The organism is Rathayibacter sp. VKM Ac-2929, from assembly GCF_022815495.1.
In the GTDB taxonomy this organism is placed as follows: Bacteria; Actinomycetota; Actinomycetes; order Actinomycetales; family Microbacteriaceae; genus Rathayibacter; species Rathayibacter festucae.
Genome location: NZ_JALGRV010000002.1, coordinates 723782 through 741306, shown reverse-complemented (window position 1 = coordinate 741306; position 17525 = coordinate 723782). Strand labels below are relative to the sequence as shown.

Here is a 17525-nt window from a genome sequence, read left to right as displayed (position 1 = left end):
CTCAGCCGAGCTCGCCCGCCCACTCCGTCGGCAGCGGCGACGACTCCGGCGCCACCACCCGCACGATCTCGTCGAGCACGCGGCGCGTCTGCGCCTCGCCGACCCAGAGGTGCTTGCCGCCCTCGACGGCGACCAGCTCGAGCTGCGGGACCGAGACGAACCGCTCGGCGGCCGCGTCCGGCCGCAGGTAGTCGTCGAACTCGGGGATCAGCGCGACCAGCGGGCGGCCGTCCTCGCCCCAGGCCGCGACCTCCTCGGCCGTCGCCCGGTGCAGCGGCGGCGACAGCAGGATCGCGCCGTCGACGGGGTGCTCCCTCCCCCACTTCAGCGCCAGCTCGGTGCCGAAGGACCAGCCGACCAGCCAGGGGTGCGGCAGCCCGCGCTCGGCGACCAGCGCCATCGCCGCGGCGACGTCGGCCCGCTCGGCGGCGCCGCCGTCGAAGGCACCCTCGCTCGTCCCGCGCGGCGAGCTCGTGCCGCGGGTGTTGAAGCGGAGCACCGCCACCCCGGCCAGGGCGGGCAGCCGCGCGGCGGCCTTCCGCAGGATGTGCGAATCCATGAAGCCGCCGTGCGTCGGCAGCGGGTGCAGGGTGACCAGCGTGGCCACCGGCTCGCCCTCGAGCGGCAGGGCCAGCTCGCCGACCAGGGTCAGCCCGTCGGCGGTGCGCAGCTCCACGTCCTCGCGGCGGGCGGGGAGGACGACTCCTCCGCGGATCTCGTGCGTCATCGTGCTCCTTCGATCCGCCAGCAGTGGGTGTGCCAGTGGCGACGGCCGGCGAGGTCCGCGGCGTCGCCGAGTGCTCCGTCGCCGCGCCAGACGACGACGTGCGCGAGGCCGATGTCGATGGTCTGGCCGCAGCCCGGGCAGAGGTAGTTCTTGACCGCGCGCGACGACGAGACGGGCTGGACGTTCCACTCCCGGCCTCGGCGCGTCTCGGTGCGGCGCCAGCCGGCGAGCATCTGCGAGAGGTCGCGCTGCTCGTCGTCGTCCTCGCGCCCGCGTCCGCGGGGTCGATTGCTGCGCGGCATTGCTCCAGTCTAGGAGCCGCCGCGCGAGCACTCGCTCGCAGCCGTCCCTCCCGGGCGGGTCAGTGCGAGGAGTCGTCCATCTCGAGCCGCGTCTCCTCGGCGTCGAGCATCAGCTGCGCCCGCCGCAGGATCCGCGAGGAGTAGACCCCTCGACCGCGCGCCTCCAGCAGCGCCTCGCGCTCGGCGCTGAGCACCGCCCGCCGCAGGTGCAGATACTGCCCCTGCGGGCCCAGCGGGCCGTCGGCCTCGCGCTCCACCTGCTCCCACGCGACCTGCGAGCGGGTCAGCGTGTCCCGGCGGACCCGCTCCAGCACCCGCTCGCCGACACTGCCGGCCGGCAGGTCCTCGACCGCCTCGGGCAGCGCCTGGATGCCGGTCGAGGCGACCTCGTCGAGCAGCGTGGCCAGCTCGCGGCGGTCGGCGTCGCCGTCGCTCCCCTGGATGCCCGTGACCCGGATGAGCGCCGGCAGGGTCGCCCCCTGCAGCAGGAGGGTGACCACCGCGACCGTGAAGGCGATCAGGATCAGCTGCGAGCGGTACGGCGTCTCCTCCGGCAGCGACTGCGCCGCCGCGAGCGTGACCACGCCGCGCATCCCGGACCAGGAGAGGATGACGCCGCCGCGCCAGCCGAAGGCCTCGCTCGTCGTCGCCGCGAGGTCGGTCTCCCGCCGCTGGTACAGCCGCTCCGCCCGCTGCTGGCGGCGGACGAACCGCTCGTCGCTGCTGGCGCTGTTGCGCAGGCGCATCACCCCGACCGCGAGCCGGCGGTTGATCCGCTCCGCGCGCCGGCCCGAGCCGCGCAGCCAGAGCAGCAGCGGCCAGACGAAGAGGGTGCGCAGCACGATCAGGATCACGACCGTCGCGAGCCCGAGGAGGACCGCGGTGTCGACGCCGACGCCGCCCGGCTCGATGTCGCCGACGATCGCCTTGATCTCGGCGCCCATCAGGAGGAACACGCCGTTCTCGAGCAGGAACTGCGCCGTCCGCCAGTTCACCCGCTCGCTGATCCGCGACTGCGGGCTGAGGAAGCGCGCGCTGTTGTGCCCGGTGTAGATGCCCGTGACGACCACTGCGAGGACACCCGAGGCGCCGAGCTCCTCCGCCGGGATGTAGGCGAGGAAGGGCACCGCGAACGAGACCGCGGTGTCGAGCACCGGGTCGCGCAGCTTCGAGCGCACGAAGACGGTCAGCACGCCCATCACCAGCCCGAGGACGACGGCCATCACGACCGAGTACACGAAGAGCACGCCGACCTCGCCGATGTCGATGGCGTCGCTCGAGACGGAGGCGCCCACCACCGCAGTCGCGGCCGTGGCGGCGCGCAGCAGCACGAGCGCCGACGCGTCGTTGACGAGGCTCTCGCCCTCGAGCACCGTCACGAGCCGGGGCGGCAGGCCGAGCTTCTTGCCGATCGAGGTGGCCGCGACCGCGTCGGTCGGACTGACCACGGCGCCGAGCGCGATGGCGGCCGGGAGGCTGAGGTCCGGCAGCAGCATGTAGAGGAAGAAGCCGACGACGAGCGCCGTGACGACGACGAGCAGCACAGACAGCCCGAAGATCGAGCGCAGATTCCGCCGGAAGTCGGCGAGCGGCACCTGGATCGCCGCGGAGTACAGCAGCGGTGGCAGCACCCCGGCGAGGATCAGCTCCGGCTCGACCTCGATCTCGGGGACGCCGGGGAGGTAGGACGCGCCGATGCCGATGACGACGAGCAGCAGCGGCGCTGCGACCCCGAGCCGACTCGAGAAGCGCGCGACGGTGACGACGGTGATGATCCCGACGACCCCGAGCAGCGCGTAATCCACGCGATCAGGCTATCGGGCGTGCCGATTCCCCTGCGGACGGGCAGCGGCGGGGATCAGTACCAGCCGACGCTCTCCGAGTGCGCCCAGGCGCCGCACGGCGAGCCGTAGCGGCCCGAGATGTAGCCGAGGCCCCAGGTGATCTGGGTGTTGGCGTTGGTCTGCCAGTCGCCGCCGACGGTCGCCATCTTGCTGCCGGGGAGCGCCTGCGGGATGCCGTAGGCACCGCTGGACTTGTTCTCGGCGTAGACGTTCCAGCCGGACTCGCGGTTCCACAGCAGCACGAGGCAGTCGTACTCGCTGTCGGCCCAGCCGCGCTGCACGATCTGGTCGTAGGCGAGGGCCTTCGCCGAGCCGGGGTCCGGAGCGGCCGAGCGGGCGACGGGCGCCGCGGCGGCCGACTCCTCCTCCTCGTCGTCCTCGACGACGGCCTGCTTCGACTTCGTCGGAGTGGGGGTCGGCGTCGGAGTCGGCGTGGGGGTCGGCTTGGCCTGCGCGTCGAAGGTGTCGCGCTGGACGGTGCGCTCGACCGCCGCCTCGGCGACGACGAGGCGCTGGGCCGGGTCGCCGTTGAAGCGCTCCGGGGCCTGGTAGAAGGGCGACGCGACGGCGCCGCTGGACGGGTCGACCGCGCTGACGGCGACGAAGCCGATGGAGGCGGCGAAGGCGAGGAACGCCAGCGGGACACGGGTCCGGGACCGACGGGCCGCCGGGCGCTTCGAGGTCTCGACCGAGGATCGAGAGACGGGTGGCTGCGCGACGGACGTTCTCTGATGCATACCCACGATCACGAAAGCATAACGGAGGACCTCTCGATCCGCCAGTGCGGGGCCGACCGCTCAGCGCACCGCCAGCATCACGTCGACCACGGCGTCGAGCACGAGGTCCACCTGCGGCTCGGAGTAGCCGCCGCGCTGCGGCGCGAACGACACCGTCCGGACGTCGTCCACGGTCAGCACGGAGCCGTCCCGGAAGTAGCCGGAGACGCGGTCGGAGAAGGCGTCGACCTGGCGGATGTTGTAGCCGGTGGTCAGCACGCCGGCGCGGGTGAAGCGCTCCCGCGCGGGCCGTGCCAGGCGGTTCACGATCTCCTGCGCGGTCTCGCGGGCGCTCCGGAGCCAGGCCTCCTCGCCCTGCGCCGCGATCGCGTACTGGCGCTCGCGCACGGCGAAGGCGTCCTCGAGGCGCTCCAGCGCGGCGTCGACGTGCGGCGCCGAGTAGCCGCCCTTCTTCAGCGAGAAGGCGGTGTGCCGCAGATCCACCGCGCGCAGGTCGGCCGGACCGCCCGAGAGCTGGGCGTAGGCGTCCCTGGCCGAGGCGAGGAAGGAGTCGACCTCGTCCGTGTCGTAGCCGGGCCGGGACTCGCGCGCGCGGGGGAAGGGAGCGTTCATCCCGTCATTCTGCCAAGACGGCGGCCCGGTCCGGGAATCGACGCGTCGACCGCGCCGCGAGGGGCCGGAGGCCGTGCGCTCGGCCACGGCCCGATCAGCGCGTGCGCGGTCAGTGCGCGAAGACGAAGTAGAGCACGTAGGCCGCGGCGGCCGACGGGAGGATCGAGTCGAGCCGGTCGAGGAAGCCGCCGTGCCCGGGCAGCCACGAGCTCATGTCCTTGATGCCGATGTCGCGCTTGATCAGCGACTCGGCGAGATCGCCCAGCGTCGCCGTCAGGAGGACGACCGCGCCGAACACGGCGCCGACCCACCAGGGCTGGCCGAGCAGCAGGAGGGCGAGGAGAACGCCGACGACGACGCCCGCGACCGCCGCTCCCGCGAACCCCTCCCAGGTCTTCTTCGGGCTGATCCGCGGCGCCATCGGGTGCTTGCCCCAGGTGAGACCGCTGACGTAGGCGCCGGTGTCGACGACGATCACGAGGATCAGGAAGGACAGCGCCCAGAACTGGCCGCCCTCCTCCGCGACGAGGCGGATCGCGAAGGCGCCGAGGAACGTGACGTAGATCTGCACGAACGCGCCGAGCCCGACGTCGAGCAGGAGCTCGCGACCGGTCGACCTCGTCCGGCGGAGGAGCTGCTCCCCCAGCCGCCAGAGGGCGACCAGCGCCGAGCCGCCCAGCACGGCGAACCAGGCGGCCTGCATCCCGCCGTAGTAGGCCGCCGGCACGGCGACCACGGCTACGACCCCGGTGGGGATGCGCGGGATGTCGCGGCCGGCGTGGCGCAACGCGCTCGACAGCTCGAGCGCCGCCAGCAGCACCAACGCGCCGGCCAGCACCATGAAGAGCTCTTTGACGACCAGCAGGCTGACGACCATCGCGCCGCCGCCGATCAGGCCGATGACGGTCGCGGAGACGAGGTTCCGGCCCGAGCGCGCGGTCAGCCGCTCGTTGGTCGCCTCGAGCTGGGCACGGGTCGCCTCGAGCTGTCGCTCGACGTCGGCCCGGCCCTGCTGGGCCCGCGCGCGCAGGGCGTCGCGCGTGACCATGCGCGAACCCCGGGCGCCCGGAACGTGCGGCGCCGGAGCGTCGTCGCTGCTCTCGGGATCCTCGGGGTTCACGGGCACGGCACTACACCTCGAGCAGTTCGGATTCCTTGCGCTTGAGCGCCTCGTCGATGGCGTCCACGTGCTGCTTGGTCAGGGCCTCGAGCTCCTTCTCGCCGCGGGAGAGCTCGTCGTCGCCGATGTCGCCCTTGAGCGCGTCGAGGTCGCTCTTCGCGCTGCGGCGGATGTTGCGGACGGCGATCTTCGCGTCCTCCGCCTTGGTGCGCACGATCTTCACGAACTCCTTGCGGCGCTCGGCGGTGAGCTCGGGGAGGTTGATGCGGATGACCGAGCCGTCGTTCGTCGGGTTGGCGCCGAGGTTCGGCATGTCCCGGATGGCCTGCTCGATGTCGCGCAGGGCACCCTTGTCGTACGGGGTGACCAGCAGCGTGCGCGCCTCGATGTTCTGCAGCGACGCGAGCTGCGAGAGCGGGGTGGGCGTGCCGTAGTAGCTCACCAGCACCTTCTGGAACAGGCCGGGGTTGGCCCGACCGGTGCGCACCGTGGAGAAGTCCTCCTTGGCGACTCCGACGGCCTTGTCCATCTTGACGGTCGCGTCGGCGAGTACATCCGAGATCACAGGGGGCTCCTTAAGAGAGGGAAGTGGTCAGTCTAGTTCGGGGCGGGGGCGCCCTAGTTGGAGACGAGCGTGCCGAGCCGGGTGCCCCGGATGGCGCGCGCGACGTTGCCGGCCGGCTCCATCCCGAAGACCTGCATCGGCATGCCGTTGTCCATGCAGAGGCTGAAGGCGGTCGAGTCGACGACCTTGAGACCGCGCTGCAGCGCCTCCTGGTAGGTGAGGGTGTCGAGCTTCTTCGCGTCCGGGTTGGTCCGCGGGTCGGCGTCGTAGACCCCGTCGACGCCGTTCTTCGCGACGAGCACGACGTCGGCGTGCGTCTCGAGCGCGCGCTGCGCGGCGACGGTGTCGGTGGAGAAGTAGGGCAGGCCCGCGCCCGCGCCGAAGATCACGACGCGGCCCTTCTCCATGTGCCGGATCGCCCGGCGGGGGATGTAGGGCTCGGCGACCTGCGTCATCGCGATCGCGGACTGCACGCGCGTCTCCGCGCCGGCCTGCTCGAGGAAGTCCTGCAGGGCGAGGGCATTCATCACCGTGCCGAGCATGCCCATGTAGTCCGCGCGGCCGCGGTCCATGCCGCGCTGCGAGAGCTCGGCCCCGCGGAAGAAGTTGCCGCCGCCGACGACCACCGAGATCTCGACCTCGGTCGCGGCGTCGGCGATCTCGCGCGCCAGGGCGCTGATCACGTCCGGGTTCACCCCGAGAGTGCCGGCTCCGAACGCCTCCCCCGACAGCTTCAGCAGCACCCTGCGGCGCTTGCCCGTCGTCTTCGCATCCGTCTCCGTCATGGACGTTTCCTCCCGTAGACCCGTACAAACCTATCCCGCGCGGGGGACGCCCCGCGACCACGCCCGGGCGCCTCCCCCGGGCAGAGCGAAGGGAGTCCGGGTCGACTGAACGACCCGGACTCCCCTCGCTGTGCGTGCTACGCGCCGACCTTGAAGCGGGCGAAGCCCGACACGGTCAGACCGGCGTCCGCCACGACCTTGCTGATGGACAGCTTGTTGTCCTTGGCGTAGTCCTGGTCGAGCAGCGCGACCTGCTTGAAGTACGCGTTGACGCGACCCTCGATGATCTTCGGCAGGGCGGCCTCGGGCTTGCCCTCGCCGCGCGAGATCTCCTCGACGATGCGGCGCTCGTTGTCGACCTCCGACTGCGGCACGTCCTCGCGCGACAGGTAGGAGGGGTTGGCGAACGAGATGTGCTGCGCGATCGAACGCGCGGTCTCCGCGTCGTCTCCCGAGTAGCCCAGGACCACGCCGACCTGCGGGGGCAGGTCCTTGTTGGTCTTGTGCAGGTAGACGGCGAAGTGCTCGCCGGAGACGGTGGCGACGCGGCGGAGCTCGACCTTCTCGCCGAGGATCGCGGCCTCGTCGTTGATGAGGTCGGCGACGGTCTTGTCGCCGGCGGGGGCCGCGAGGGCCTCTTCGACGGTGGTCGCGCCGGCGGCGACGACCGCGTCCAGCACGCCCTCGGACAGGGCGATGAACTTGGTGCCCTTGGCGACGAAGTCGGTCTCGCAGGCGAGCTCGATCAGGGTGGCGACGCCGTCCTTCTCGGCGGCGGCGACGAGGCCCTCGCTCGTGGAGCGGTCGGCGCGCTTCGCGTTGCCCTTGGCGCCCTTGAGGCGGAGGATCTCGACCGCCTTGTCCAGGTCGCCGTCGGCCTCGACGAGCGCGTTCTTGGTGTCGACCATGCCGGTTCCGAGCTGCTCGCGCAGCGTCTTGACGTCAGCGAGGCTGAAATTAGCCATAGTTCTGCGAACTCCTCTGTTGTGTCCGGTCGGCGCGGTGCTTCGCGCACCCGCGCCCGCCAGGACGTCGTGGTCTGCCGGTCCCGCGGCGACGGGCCTCGGTGTCGAGGACTCCATCACGCCGGGGTGTCGGCGGTTCTGCTTCGTGGTGAACGTGCACCGAATGAGCGGGGGTCGGCCGGGCGCTCTCGCGACCCGTCCGACCCCCGGCTCAGTGCGGGTGTCAGACGGACGCCGGGGTCTCGTCGGTCGCGGACTCGGTGGTCGAGTCGGCCTCGGCGGGCGCCTCGGCCTCGGCGACGGCCTCGTCGGCGGTCGCGAGCTCGGCGTCGGCGACCTTCTCGGTCTCGGCGCCGGCCTGCTCGGCGGGCTCCTGGACGTCGGACGCCGGGGCGTCGGTCGAGGCGGCGGAGTCGTCGCTCGTGGTGAGCAGCTCCTTCTCCCACTCGGCCAGCGGCTCGACGGCGGAGACGTTGCCCTCGGCCTCGGGCTTCTGGTGACGCTGGATGAGGCCCTCGGCCGCGGCGTCGGCGACGATGCGGGTGAGCAGGCTCACCGAGCGGATCGCGTCGTCGTTGCCCGGGATCGGGTACTGGACCTCGTCCGGGTCGCAGTTCGTGTCGAGGATGCCGATGACCGGGATGCCCAGCTTCTTGGCCTCGTCGATCGCGAGGTGCTCCTTCTTGGTGTCGACGACCCACAGGGCCGACGGCGTCTTCGAGAGGTTGCGGATGCCGCCGAGCGACTTGTGCAGCTTGTCGAGCTCCCGCTTCTTGATGAGGAGCTCCTTCTTCGTGAAGCCGCTCTTCGACGTGTCGTCGAAGTCGAGCTCCTCGAGCTCCTTCATGCGCGCGAGGCGCTTGGAGACCGTCTGGAAGTTGGTGAGGAGGCCACCGAGCCAGCGCTGGTTGACGTAGGGCTGGCCGACGCGGGTCGCCTGCTCGGAGATCGCGTTCTGCGCCTGCTTCTTCGTGCCGACGAAGAGGATGGTGCCGCCGTGGGCGACCGTCTCCTTGACGAAGTCGTAGGTCTTGTCGATGTAGGCCAGCGACTGCTGGAGGTCGATGATGTAGCTGCCCGAGCGCTCGGTCAGGATGAAGCGCTTCATCTTCGGGTTCCAGCGACGGGTCTGGTGCCCGAAGTGAACGCCGCTGTCGAGCAGCTGGCGCATGGTGACGACTGCCATGAGTCGTTCTCCTTCTCTGGGGCTCGGGCGCACGACGGCGCCGAACTCCCGTTCGGTTGTCCGCGACGGCCGGTCGGCACGTCGCCCTGGCGCCCGGCGCGCTCCCGCCCTCCTCGCACTGGGCGAAGGGGACCGTGGGGAGCGTTGGCCGAATGGGCGCGCGTAGTCACCCCGACGAGCGAGGTGCTCCGAGAAGACTAGCACCAGGACGGCCGCCTCCCCCGCGGGTGCGGGACCCGCGCGTCCGCCGCCCGGCTGCCGACCACCTCCGGCACGCGGAGACGCCTCCGGCACGCGGAAACCGCCCGATTCGACGAGCCAGAGCCGAGATCACGAGCCCGGGGTCCCGCTGCTCACCTCCGGCACGCAGAAACACCTCCGGCACGCGGAGAATCTCCGATCCGACGAGCCCGAGCCGAAATCGCGAGCCCGGGGCTCCACCACCCACGTTCGGCAGGTGAGTACACCTCCGGCACTCGGAAGCCGCCCGATCCCACGAGCCCGGACCGAAACCTCGGGCCCGACGTCCCGCCGCGCGGCTCCGGCACGCAGAAACACCTCCGGCACGCAGGAACCACCCGATCTGACGAGCCCGACCCGCAATCACGAGCCCGAAGTCCGCCGCGCAGCTCAGCCACGCGGCTCCGGCACGCGGAAACGCCTCCGGCACGTAGAACCGCTGGGATTCCACGAGCCGGAGGCGTTCTCGCGAGCCGGAGCTCGGAAAGGGGCGCGGTGCGGCCCTACTTGCGCGCCGACTTCATCACGGTGCGGATGTGCAGGGTGTCCATCTCCTCCAGTGAGCGGCCCTTGGTCTCGGGCACGAACAGGAAGACGAAGAAGAACGAGATGAGGGCGAACGCCGCGTAGAGGCCGTAGGCGAGGGTCAGCGAGACGTCCTGCGACAGGATCGGGAACGTCACCGTGATCGCGAAGTTGGCGATCCACTGCGCCGAGGCGGCGAGGCCCAGGGCGGCGGCGCGGATCCGGTTCGGGAAGATCTCGCCGAGCAGCACCCAGACCAGCGGGCCCCAGGTCGCGCCGAAGAAGACCACGAAGGCGTTGGCCGAGACCAACGCGATCGGACCCCAGGCGCCGGGCAGCGAGACGTCCTCGCCGCTGATCGTCGACTGGCTGAACGCGAGCGCCATCAGTCCGAGCGAGATCGCCATGCCGGCGGAGCCGACGAGCAGCAGCGGCTTCCGGCCGACCTTGTCCACCAGGAAGATCGCGACGAAGGTGACCACGACGTTCACGACCGAGGTGAAGACCGAGATGGCGAACGAGTTCGACTCGTCGAATCCGACCGCGCTCCAGAGCGAGGTCGAGTAGTAGAAGATCACGTTGATGCCGACGAACTGCTGGAACACCGAGAGCAGGATGCCGACCCAGACCACCGGCAGCAGGCCGAGCGCCGGACCGCGCAGGCTCGAGCGCTGGGCGTTCTCGGCGTCCTCGTCGATCTTCTTCTGGATGTCGGCCAGTGCCTCGTCCACCTCGTCGCGCGGGGTCACCGTCGCGAGGACCTTGCGCGCGTCCTGCGAGCGACCCCGCGTGGCCAGGTAGCGCGGCGACTCCGGCAGCGTCAGGGCGAGCAGTCCGTAGATCACGGCGGGGACGGCGCAGGCGATGAACATCCAGCGCCAGGCCGCGACGCCGAACCAGTACGGCTCGGACGCTCCGCCGGCGCCCTCGGCGATGACGGTGTCCGAGAGCAGCGCGGCGAAGATGCCGAGCGTGATCGCGAGCTGCTGCAGCGACGCGAGCGCCCCGCGGATCGCCTTGGGTGCGATCTCGGAGATGTAGGTGGGGGCGATCACCGAGGCGATGCCGATGCCCAGGCCGCCGACGACGCGCCAGAGGACGAGGTCCCACACGGCGAAGGCCGCGCCGGCGCCGATCGAGGAGATGAAGAAGAGGCCTGCGCCGAGCAGCATGACCTTGATGCGGCCCCAGCGGTCCGCGAGGCGACCGGCGAGGTAGGCGCCGACCGCGCAGCCGAGGAGTGCCGACGCGACGGCGAAGCCGATCAGCGCGGCCGACAGCTCGAACTCGCCCTGCACCGCCTCGACCGCTCCGTTGACCACGGACGAGTCGAAGCCGAAGAGGAAGCCGCCGACCGCCGCCGCGATGGCGAGACCGATCACCTTCCTCTTCAGTTTCGCCGCCGAGGGGTTCGGGATGGTGTCAGATCGTCCGCTGGTCATGGTCGTCTCCGATTCTCGCCGCCGGTGGGTGCGGTGTCTCCGCGCCCGCTCCGGATCACAGGCACGTTACTCCCGCCTGCCAATCCGCCGGGACGGGTTGCGGAGCGCTGCTTTCGCAGTCGCTCCTCCACAGGCGGCGTACTCCGGTGCTTCTCCCCCGGTCGGGCCGCGAGTCGCCCGCGCCTCTGCGCTGTCGGCGAGGGTGTCCGCATGGTTGCTCCTCTCCTCCTCCGCCCGGGCGTGTTCCTGGTGCTCGCCCTGCTCGCTCCGATGCTCTGGACCCCGCCGGTGGACGGCTTCTCCGTCGTCGAGCCGTGGCGGGCGCCCGCGCATCGCTACGCCGCGGGGCATCGCGGGATCGACCTCGCTGCCACGGCGGGTTCTCCGGTGCGGGCCGTCGCGGACGGGCGGGTGTCCTTCGCGGGGCGGGTGGTCGACAGGAGCGTGGTCAGCATCGCGCACGCCGACGGGCTGGTGTCGAGCGTGGAGCCGGTCGAGCCGTCCGTCGCGGAGGGTCAGGAGGTCCGCGCCGGGGACGTCGTCGGCTCGGTGGGCTCGGGCGGGCACTGCGACGGCTCGTGCGTGCACCTCGGGGTGCGCGAGGACGGGGAGTACGTGAACCCGATGCGGTTCTTCGGCGGGATCCCGCGGGCGGTGCTGCTGCCGATGGACGGAGTGGCCGCAGGAGCGGTCGCCGATCCGGAGCAGGCGGTGGTGACGGCGGCGCGCTCAGGCGCGCGGGTGGGCGAGGCGGTAGGCCTCGCGGATCCGCTCGGTCGAGACATGGGTGTAGATCTGGGTGGTGCCGAGGCTCGCGTGGCCGAGCAGCTCCTGGACGGCGCGGAGGTCCGCTCCCCCGTCGAGCAGGTGCGTCGCCGCGGTGTGCCGGAGGGTGTGCGGGCCGGACGGGCCGGAGCCCTGGCCGCCGTCGAGGAGCCGGGCGACGACGCCGTAGACGGTGCGCGGGGTGAGGCGGGCGCCGCGACGGCCGAGGAAAAGGGCCGGGGTGCTCGTCCCGGTCGCGCTGGCCTCCGCGTCCGGGAGCAGCTGCGGGCGGGCCTTCTCCAGGTAGGCGATGAGCGCCTCCTTCGCGGGCACGCCGAACGGCACGACGCGCTGCTTGCTCCCCTTGCCGGTGACCAGCACGGTGAGCCGGCTCAGGTCGAGGTCGCCGACGTCGATCGCGACGAGCTCGGAGACGCGGATGCCGGAGGCGTAGAGCAGCTCGATGATCGCGAGGTCGCGCAGGGCCACCGGGTCCTCGGTCGCCCCGCGCGCCGCGACCACGTCGATCAGGTGCTCGGTCTGCGGCTCGGTGAGCACGCGCGGCAGCGGGCGCCCGCCCTTCGGCGTGCGCAGGCGTGCGGCGACGTCGATCGGCAGGCGCTCGGAGCGCTGCGCCCAGGACGAGAAGGAGCGGACGGCCGCGGTCCGCCGGGCGAGCGTCGCGCGTGCGACGCCGGTCTGCGACTCGTGCCAGAGCCAGTCGCGCAGCAGCTCGAGGTCGAGCTGGGCGAGCATCGGCTGCTTCCTGCCTGCGGCGAAGTCGATCAGCGTCGAGAGGTCCGCGCGGTAGCCGCGGGCCGTGGCGGGTGAGAGGGAGCGCTCGTCGAGGACGTAGCGGAGGAAGTCCTCGACGGCCGCCGCGAGCGGCTCGCCACGCGGGGGCAGGCCTGCGGGAGGCGTGTCAGCCATCGGTGCCCGGCATCCGCGACCACAGGTCGATGCGGCCCTGCTCGTCGAGGCTCTCGAGCTTCTCGATCAGATCCGTGCCGAAGCGGGTGGCGATCGGCGCGGTGGCGCTCGGGACGAGCGAGGTGACGACGGTCTCCGGGTGCACGTGGACGAGCGAGAAGCTCTGCGCGCCGTCGATGCCGGCGAGCTCGCGCTCCGGAGCGCCGAGGTCCATCGTGTAGCTGGTCGCTCCGGCGACGAAGACCGGGACGCCGGCGAAGGTGGCGGCCGTCGGATAGTGCAGGTGCCCGCCGAGGATCGCGCGCACGTCGGTCCCGCGCACCACCTCCTCCAGCCGGTCCATTCCGCGGAGCTCGAGCACGGTCATCGCTCCGAGCGGCGTCGGCAGCGGCGGGTGGTGCAGCGCGAGGATCGTGCCGAGTGGAGCAGGCGTCGCGAGCTCGGCTCGGAGCGCCTCGAGCTGCTCGCCGGTGAGCGCGCCGTGGTGGTAGCCCGGCACCGCGCTGTCGAGCGCGATGAGCCGCAGCCCGCCGAGGTCGACGACCTGGTCGATCGGGGCATCGCTGGACACGTCGCCCGGCTCCTGATCGAGGAGCACCCGGCGGAACGCACCGCGCTCATCGTGGTTGCCCATCACCCAGACGATCGGGCAGTCGAAGCGCTCGCCCACGGGATCGAGGACGTCCTTGACCCGCCGGTAGGCGTCCTCCTCACCGCGATCGGCGACGTCCCCCGTGACGACGATCGCGTCGAGCCGACCGCCGCGCTCGACGAGCCGCGCGACGGCCTGCTCGAGCCGGGAGACGGTGTCGACGCGCCCGTAGAGCGGAGCGCCCTCCGCGAGGAAGTGCATGTCGCTGAGGTGCGCGACCACCCGGTCGGCGGCCCGGAAGTGCCCGAGCTGCGGATTCTCCGGCTGCGTCCTCGTCGTCGTCTCGTCACCCATGCGGCTCCCCTCGCTGCTTGATCGACAGCGTAGGGCGCACCGCCGACAGCGCCCCGTCGCCTCGGCGGCAGGCCGTGCGCGCGGGATGCTCCGGACTGGCTTGCTTCGCCGTGAATTGAGGCGGGGCCTTTCGCCGCGCCTCGCGAGGCCGGAAGAACCTCGTCCCGCGAGTCGCTCGCCTTCAGGGCCGTCGAGGACCGGATGCCTCGCCGGACGGCGAGGGACGGAGCGGAACGTCACCCCGTCCTCCTGCGGCGGACCGCCACCTCCCCTCACCCGCTTCTCACGCGGCTGCCCTCCACCTCCCCTCCGCGTCGCGCTGGACGAGCCCGGTCGCGAGGCAGGTCCCGAGCAGGTCGAGCATCTCGGAGACGGACAGGCCGGAGCGCTGCGCGAGCACCTCGGTCTCGTGCGCACCGTCCGAGCGGAGGACGTCCAGGACGCGCGACGCCGTCCGTGAGACCTCCGGTACAGCAGCGAGTACCGCGGACATGCCGAGCAGCTCGACGACCTCCGGAGCCGACGTCACGCAGGTCGCGGCGTACTCCCGAAGGAGCCGGTGGCAGCCCGCCGACGAGGCGCTCGTCACTGGGCCGGGCACTGCACCGAGCGGGCGCCCGAGCGCCGCAGCGTGGCCGGCGGTGTTCAGCGACCCGGAGCGGGCTCCCGCCTCCACGACGACCGTGGCAGCGGTCGACGCGGCGATCAGCCTGTTGCGCTGCAGGAAGCGCCAACGCGTCGGCGTCGTGCCCGGCGGCACCTCCGTCACCACTAAGCAGCCGGGCGTCGCGATGACGCGGTGCAGGAGGTCGGTGTGCGCCGTCGGGTAGAGCCGGTCGGAGCCGCCGGCGAGGAAGGCGACCGTGCTGCCACCCGCTCCGAGGGCGGCCTTGTGTGCGACCGCGTCGATCCCGAAGGCGGCTCCGGAGACGATGAGGACGCCGCGCTCGGCGGTACCGGCGGCGAGGTCCGCGGCGACGTGCTCGCCGTAGCCGGTCGCGGCGCGGGCCCCGACGACGGCCAGGCGGTACGGAGCGGCGAGGGCGAGCGGATCGCCGCGGCTCCAGAGCATGAACGGCGCGTGCTCCCCCAGGTCGGCGAGCGGCTGGGGCCAGCCCTCGCAGCCCGGCAGCAGGAGGCGTGCGTCGAGACGGTGCGCGATCTCCAGGCGGCGGAGGAGCAGGGCCCTGTCGACGCGGGGGCGCCAGCGCGCCAATCCGGCGGCGAGGACTCTCGTTCCGCTCCGGGAATCGTCGCCGTCGCTCTCTCCGCCCATCGTCGAGTCGAACGAGTTCTCGGAGCGGCCGGTCTCCAAAGCAGCGTCGTCCGCGGGTCCGGCCTCGACCCGGCGCACGTCCGCCGCCGCCGACTCCGCGAGGATCTCCCCCGCCGACGCCGACCCCACGACGTGGGCGAGCGCACCGCCGGCACCGAATCGCTCGATCAGCGTTCCTGCCACCGCATCGCCCGGCTCGGCGAGCGACGACCAGGCCGCGCGCGCGAGCGTCTCCACCGGGTCGGACTCGCTGTCCTCGGGAAGCAGGCGCCTCGCGAGGCGCGTCTCGGTCCGGTCGAACAGCTCGGCGACGGCCGTCACGAGCCCGCTCCCCGCAGAATCAGTGCGCGGGCGAGGTGGCTCGCAGCGGGGCGGTCGACCTCGTCGAGGTCGGCGAGCGTCCAGGCGAGGCGGAGCACGCGGTCGTAGCCGCGCATCGTCACCAGCCCGCGCTCCAGGGCCAGGTCGAGGGTGCTCGACTCCCGGGCGGTCGGGCGCTGCGGGCTCGCGCGGAGCCACGCGCCGTCGACCTCGGCGTTCACCGACCAGGGGGTGCCTGCCAGACGCGCCCGAGCGCGAGCACGCGCGGCGACCACTCGGGCACGAGCCTGCGCCGTCGAGAGGCCCGGCTCGTCGCGACGGACGGCGAGCTGTGCCGCCCCGATGCGCCGTACCGTCAGCCGGATGTCGACGCGGTCGAGCAGCGGACCGCTCAGCCGCGCCAGGTAGCGGCGCCGCACCGGCGGCGAGCACGAGCAGATCTCACCCCGGATGCCGTGGCGCCCGCAGGGGCACGGGTTCGCCGCGAGCACGAGCTGCACGCGGGCCGGGAACTCCGCCATGACGTTCGCACGGTGGATGCGGATCACGCCCGACTCGAGCGGCTGCCGCAGCGCGTCGAGGGCGACGGCGGAGAACTCCGGCGCCTCGTCCAGGAAGAGGACCCCGCGGGTGGCGCGAGCCACGGCTCCCGGGCGGATCCTCCCGCTGCCACCGCCGACGATCGCGGCGGCGGAGGCGGAGTGGTGCGGGCTCTCGAAGGGCGGACGCCTCACCAGTGTCCCGCCGGTGTGCTCCCCGACCAGGGAACGCATGCAGGTCGCCTCGAGTGCCGCCTCGTCGTCGAGATCCGGCAGGATGCCGGGCAGGCGCGAGGCGAGCATCGTCTTCCCCGCACCGGGCGGACCCAGGAGGAACACATGGTGACCGCCCGCCGCTGCGGCGACCATCGCGGACGCCGCCTCCTCGTTGCCGATCACGTCCGCGAAGTCGAGCCGGGACTCCGGTTCACGAGCGGCAGGAGGCGCAGTAGAGCGCTCCGGCAGGACCGGCACGTCCCACTCCGCCCCGTGCCAGACGGCGGCCGCCGCCAGGGAGGAGACCGGGATCACGTCGACTCCTTCGACCAGCTCCGCCTCGAGCCGGTCGTCCTCAGGCACCATCACCCTGTATCGGCCGGCCCGCGCCGCGGCGAGCACCGCGGGCAGCACCCCCGGCACCGACTGCAGCCGCCCGTCCAGCCCGAGCTCGCCGATGTGCACGACCGCCGCGACCGACTCCCGGTTCACCTCCCCCAGCGCCGCCAGAGCCGCGAGCCCGATCGCGAGATCGAACGCCGACCCGTGCTTGGGCATCGCCGCCGGCGACAGGTTCACCGTCAGCTTGTACTCCGCGATCCCGCTCCCCGAGTTGATCGCCGCGGACCGCACCCGCTCCTTCGCCTGCGACAGCGCCGCATCCGGCAGCCCTATGATCACCATCCCCGGAGTGCCGTCCGCGGAATGCGCCTCCACTCCCACCACGGCACCCGTGAAGCCGACCAGACCGACCGCGGACGTCCGCCCCAGCCCCATCACGCCACCGCCCGCACGTGCCGCACCTGAGACGGCACACCCTCCGGCGCGACGATCCCGACCGCGTCTATCCGCAGGTGCCGCGAACGCTCGTCGTGCTCCCGAGCCCACGCATATGCGAGCCGCCGCAACCGCTGCGCCTTCACCCGAGTGATCGCCTCGATCGGCAACCCGAACCGCGTCGACGACCGCGTCTTCACCTCCACCACCACCAGCGCCGCACCCTCCCGCGCCACGATGTCCAACTCCCCCTCCCGCACCCGCCAATTGCGGTCGAGGATCTCGAAACCGCGCTCCCTCAGATGCGCCGCAGCGATCTCCTCGCCACGGCGGCCCAACTCGTCCTTGTCCATGCAGAACCTCCTTGCGGAAGGGTCGCGGAGGGAGAAGGGGCACGGGGCGAGCGGCGGCAGAACTGGGGAGGGAGCGGGGAATCCGGAGCTGTGGAGGGCGGGCCCGGCGGCGTCGATCGGCGCGGGATCGTCCGTCGACAGTGGGTCTCGATACGCCGCCAGCGGCGGCTACTCGACCAGCATGAAGGCCGGGCGGTGCGTGATGCATGCCGGAATCGTGAGACCAGCCGCTGCCGGCCCCTTGTGAGGGTGGGTCTCGATACGCCACCTTCGGCGGCTACTCGACCAGCATGGGTGGTGCCGGCGGCGTCGCGAGGGAAGAGCCGTCAGCGACGTCCGTCTGCGAGGTTTC

General features: G+C 72.3%; 16 protein-coding genes and 1 pseudogene. 1 reads left to right on the top strand and 16 read right to left on the bottom strand.

Going from position 1 to position 17525, the window contains the following annotated elements:
• Nucleotide 1: 1 nt before the first annotated feature.
• The 11 genes from MT355_RS08040 to MT355_RS07990 form a co-directional block, all read right to left on the bottom strand.
• Entirely contained in the window at nt 2-727 is a 726-nt protein-coding gene (locus MT355_RS08040; RefSeq protein WP_243599118.1) for an alpha/beta hydrolase, read from the bottom strand.
• Complete coding sequence (locus MT355_RS08035) at nt 724-1029, bottom strand: hypothetical protein (protein ID WP_123445737.1); 306 nt, start codon at nt 1027-1029, stop codon at nt 724-726. Before MT355_RS08035 ends, MT355_RS08040 begins: the two co-directional genes overlap by 4 nt.
• A gap of 59 nt (nt 1030-1088) precedes the next feature.
• On the bottom strand, nt 1089-2834 hold the full coding sequence (locus tag MT355_RS08030) for a sodium:proton antiporter (RefSeq protein WP_243599117.1): 1746 nt from the start codon (nt 2832-2834) through the stop codon (nt 1089-1091).
• A gap of 53 nt (nt 2835-2887) precedes the next feature.
• Nucleotides 2888-3610 carry a lytic transglycosylase domain-containing protein gene (locus MT355_RS08025; RefSeq protein ID WP_123736859.1) on the bottom strand — a complete coding sequence of 241 codons (723 nt, stop codon included), beginning with the start codon at nt 3608-3610 and terminating at the stop codon, nt 2888-2890.
• Nucleotides 3611-3670: 60 nt separating this feature from the next.
• Nucleotides 3671-4222 (bottom strand): DivIVA domain-containing protein, encoded by a 552-nt coding sequence (locus tag MT355_RS08020; RefSeq protein ID WP_243599116.1) that lies wholly within the window; start codon nt 4220-4222, stop codon nt 3671-3673.
• A 109-nt stretch (nt 4223-4331) separates the two neighbouring features.
• Nucleotides 4332-5270 (bottom strand): phosphatidate cytidylyltransferase, encoded by a 939-nt coding sequence (locus MT355_RS08015; protein ID WP_243599115.1) that lies wholly within the window; start codon nt 5268-5270, stop codon nt 4332-4334.
• Between the two features lie 82 nt (nt 5271-5352).
• A complete protein-coding gene (frr, locus tag MT355_RS08010) occupies nt 5353-5907 on the bottom strand; it encodes a ribosome recycling factor (protein ID WP_123445733.1) in 555 nt (184 codons plus the stop codon).
• 53 nt (nt 5908-5960) lie between these two features.
• Nucleotides 5961-6692, bottom strand: coding sequence for a UMP kinase (pyrH, locus tag MT355_RS08005; protein ID WP_123445732.1), 732 nt, complete (start codon nt 6690-6692; stop codon nt 5961-5963).
• Nucleotides 6693-6829: 137 nt separating this feature from the next.
• Nucleotides 6830-7657: a translation elongation factor Ts gene (gene tsf / locus MT355_RS08000; RefSeq protein WP_123732203.1), complete on the bottom strand. Its 828-nt coding sequence runs from the start codon at nt 7655-7657 to the stop codon at nt 6830-6832.
• Between the two features lie 223 nt (nt 7658-7880).
• Complete coding sequence (gene rpsB, locus MT355_RS07995) at nt 7881-8843, bottom strand: 30S ribosomal protein S2 (protein WP_243599114.1); 963 nt, start codon at nt 8841-8843, stop codon at nt 7881-7883.
• A gap of 743 nt (nt 8844-9586) precedes the next feature.
• Entirely contained in the window at nt 9587-11050 is a 1464-nt protein-coding gene (locus MT355_RS07990) for a sugar porter family MFS transporter (protein ID WP_123445729.1), read from the bottom strand.
• 210 nt (nt 11051-11260) lie between these two features.
• Here MT355_RS07990 and MT355_RS07985 point away from each other — a divergent pair.
• Nucleotides 11261-11662: pseudogene (locus tag MT355_RS07985) on the top strand (M23 family metallopeptidase); the annotation flags it as partial.
• A 117-nt stretch (nt 11663-11779) separates the two neighbouring features.
• On the opposite strand, the gene MT355_RS07980 reads toward MT355_RS07985, so the two are convergent.
• The 5 genes from MT355_RS07980 to MT355_RS07960 all read right to left on the bottom strand — a co-directional run bounded on the left by MT355_RS07980 (nt 11780) and on the right by MT355_RS07960 (nt 17173).
• Nucleotides 11780-12745, bottom strand: a complete 966-nt coding sequence (locus tag MT355_RS07980; protein WP_243599113.1) for a tyrosine recombinase XerC — start codon at nt 12743-12745, stop codon at nt 11780-11782.
• Nucleotides 12738-13691, bottom strand: coding sequence for a phosphodiesterase (locus tag MT355_RS07975; protein ID WP_243599112.1), 954 nt, complete (start codon nt 13689-13691; stop codon nt 12738-12740). Before MT355_RS07975 ends, MT355_RS07980 begins: the two co-directional genes overlap by 8 nt.
• Nucleotides 13692-13974: 283 nt before the next feature.
• Nucleotides 13975-15288: a DNA-processing protein DprA gene (gene dprA, locus MT355_RS07970; RefSeq protein WP_243599111.1), complete on the bottom strand. Its 1314-nt coding sequence runs from the start codon at nt 15286-15288 to the stop codon at nt 13975-13977.
• Nucleotides 15285-16820 carry a YifB family Mg chelatase-like AAA ATPase gene (locus MT355_RS07965; RefSeq protein WP_243599110.1) on the bottom strand — a complete coding sequence of 512 codons (1536 nt, stop codon included), beginning with the start codon at nt 16818-16820 and terminating at the stop codon, nt 15285-15287. The genes dprA and MT355_RS07965 overlap by 4 nt, the downstream gene beginning before the upstream one ends.
• Nucleotides 16820-17173 (bottom strand): YraN family protein, encoded by a 354-nt coding sequence (locus MT355_RS07960; RefSeq protein WP_123704773.1) that lies wholly within the window; start codon nt 17171-17173, stop codon nt 16820-16822. Before MT355_RS07960 ends, MT355_RS07965 begins: the two co-directional genes overlap by 1 nt.
• Between the last annotated feature and the right edge of the window lie 352 nt (nt 17174-17525).

What these genes read in the sequence shown, in the direction of transcription:
- MT355_RS08040 (WP_243599118.1), bottom strand. Translation starts at nt 727, where the DNA reads ATGACGCACGAGATCCGCGGAGGAGTCGTCCTCCCCGCCCGCCGCGAG.
- MT355_RS08035 (WP_123445737.1), bottom strand. Translation starts at nt 1,029, where the DNA reads ATGCCGCGCAGCAATCGACCCCGCGGACGCGGGCGCGAGGACGACGAC.
- MT355_RS08025 (WP_123736859.1), bottom strand. Translation starts at nt 3,610, where the DNA reads ATGCATCAGAGAACGTCCGTCGCGCAGCCACCCGTCTCTCGATCCTCG.
- MT355_RS08020 (WP_243599116.1), bottom strand. Translation starts at nt 4,222, where the DNA reads ATGAACGCTCCCTTCCCCCGCGCGCGCGAGTCCCGGCCCGGCTACGAC.
- MT355_RS08015 (WP_243599115.1), bottom strand. Translation starts at nt 5,270, where the DNA reads ATGGTCACGCGCGACGCCCTGCGCGCGCGGGCCCAGCAGGGCCGGGCC.
- pyrH (WP_123445732.1), bottom strand. Translation starts at nt 6,692, where the DNA reads ATGACGGAGACGGATGCGAAGACGACGGGCAAGCGCCGCAGGGTGCTG.
- tsf (WP_123732203.1), bottom strand. Translation starts at nt 7,657, where the DNA reads ATGGCTAATTTCAGCCTCGCTGACGTCAAGACGCTGCGCGAGCAGCTC.
- rpsB (WP_243599114.1), bottom strand. Translation starts at nt 8,843, where the DNA reads ATGGCAGTCGTCACCATGCGCCAGCTGCTCGACAGCGGCGTTCACTTC.
- MT355_RS07990 (WP_123445729.1), bottom strand. Translation starts at nt 11,050, where the DNA reads ATGACCAGCGGACGATCTGACACCATCCCGAACCCCTCGGCGGCGAAA.
- MT355_RS07980 (WP_243599113.1), bottom strand. Translation starts at nt 12,745, where the DNA reads ATGGCTGACACGCCTCCCGCAGGCCTGCCCCCGCGTGGCGAGCCGCTC.
- MT355_RS07975 (WP_243599112.1), bottom strand. Translation starts at nt 13,691, where the DNA reads ATGGGTGACGAGACGACGACGAGGACGCAGCCGGAGAATCCGCAGCTC.
- MT355_RS07965 (WP_243599110.1), bottom strand. Translation starts at nt 16,820, where the DNA reads ATGGGGCTGGGGCGGACGTCCGCGGTCGGTCTGGTCGGCTTCACGGGT.
- MT355_RS07960 (WP_123704773.1), bottom strand. Translation starts at nt 17,173, where the DNA reads ATGGACAAGGACGAGTTGGGCCGCCGTGGCGAGGAGATCGCTGCGGCG.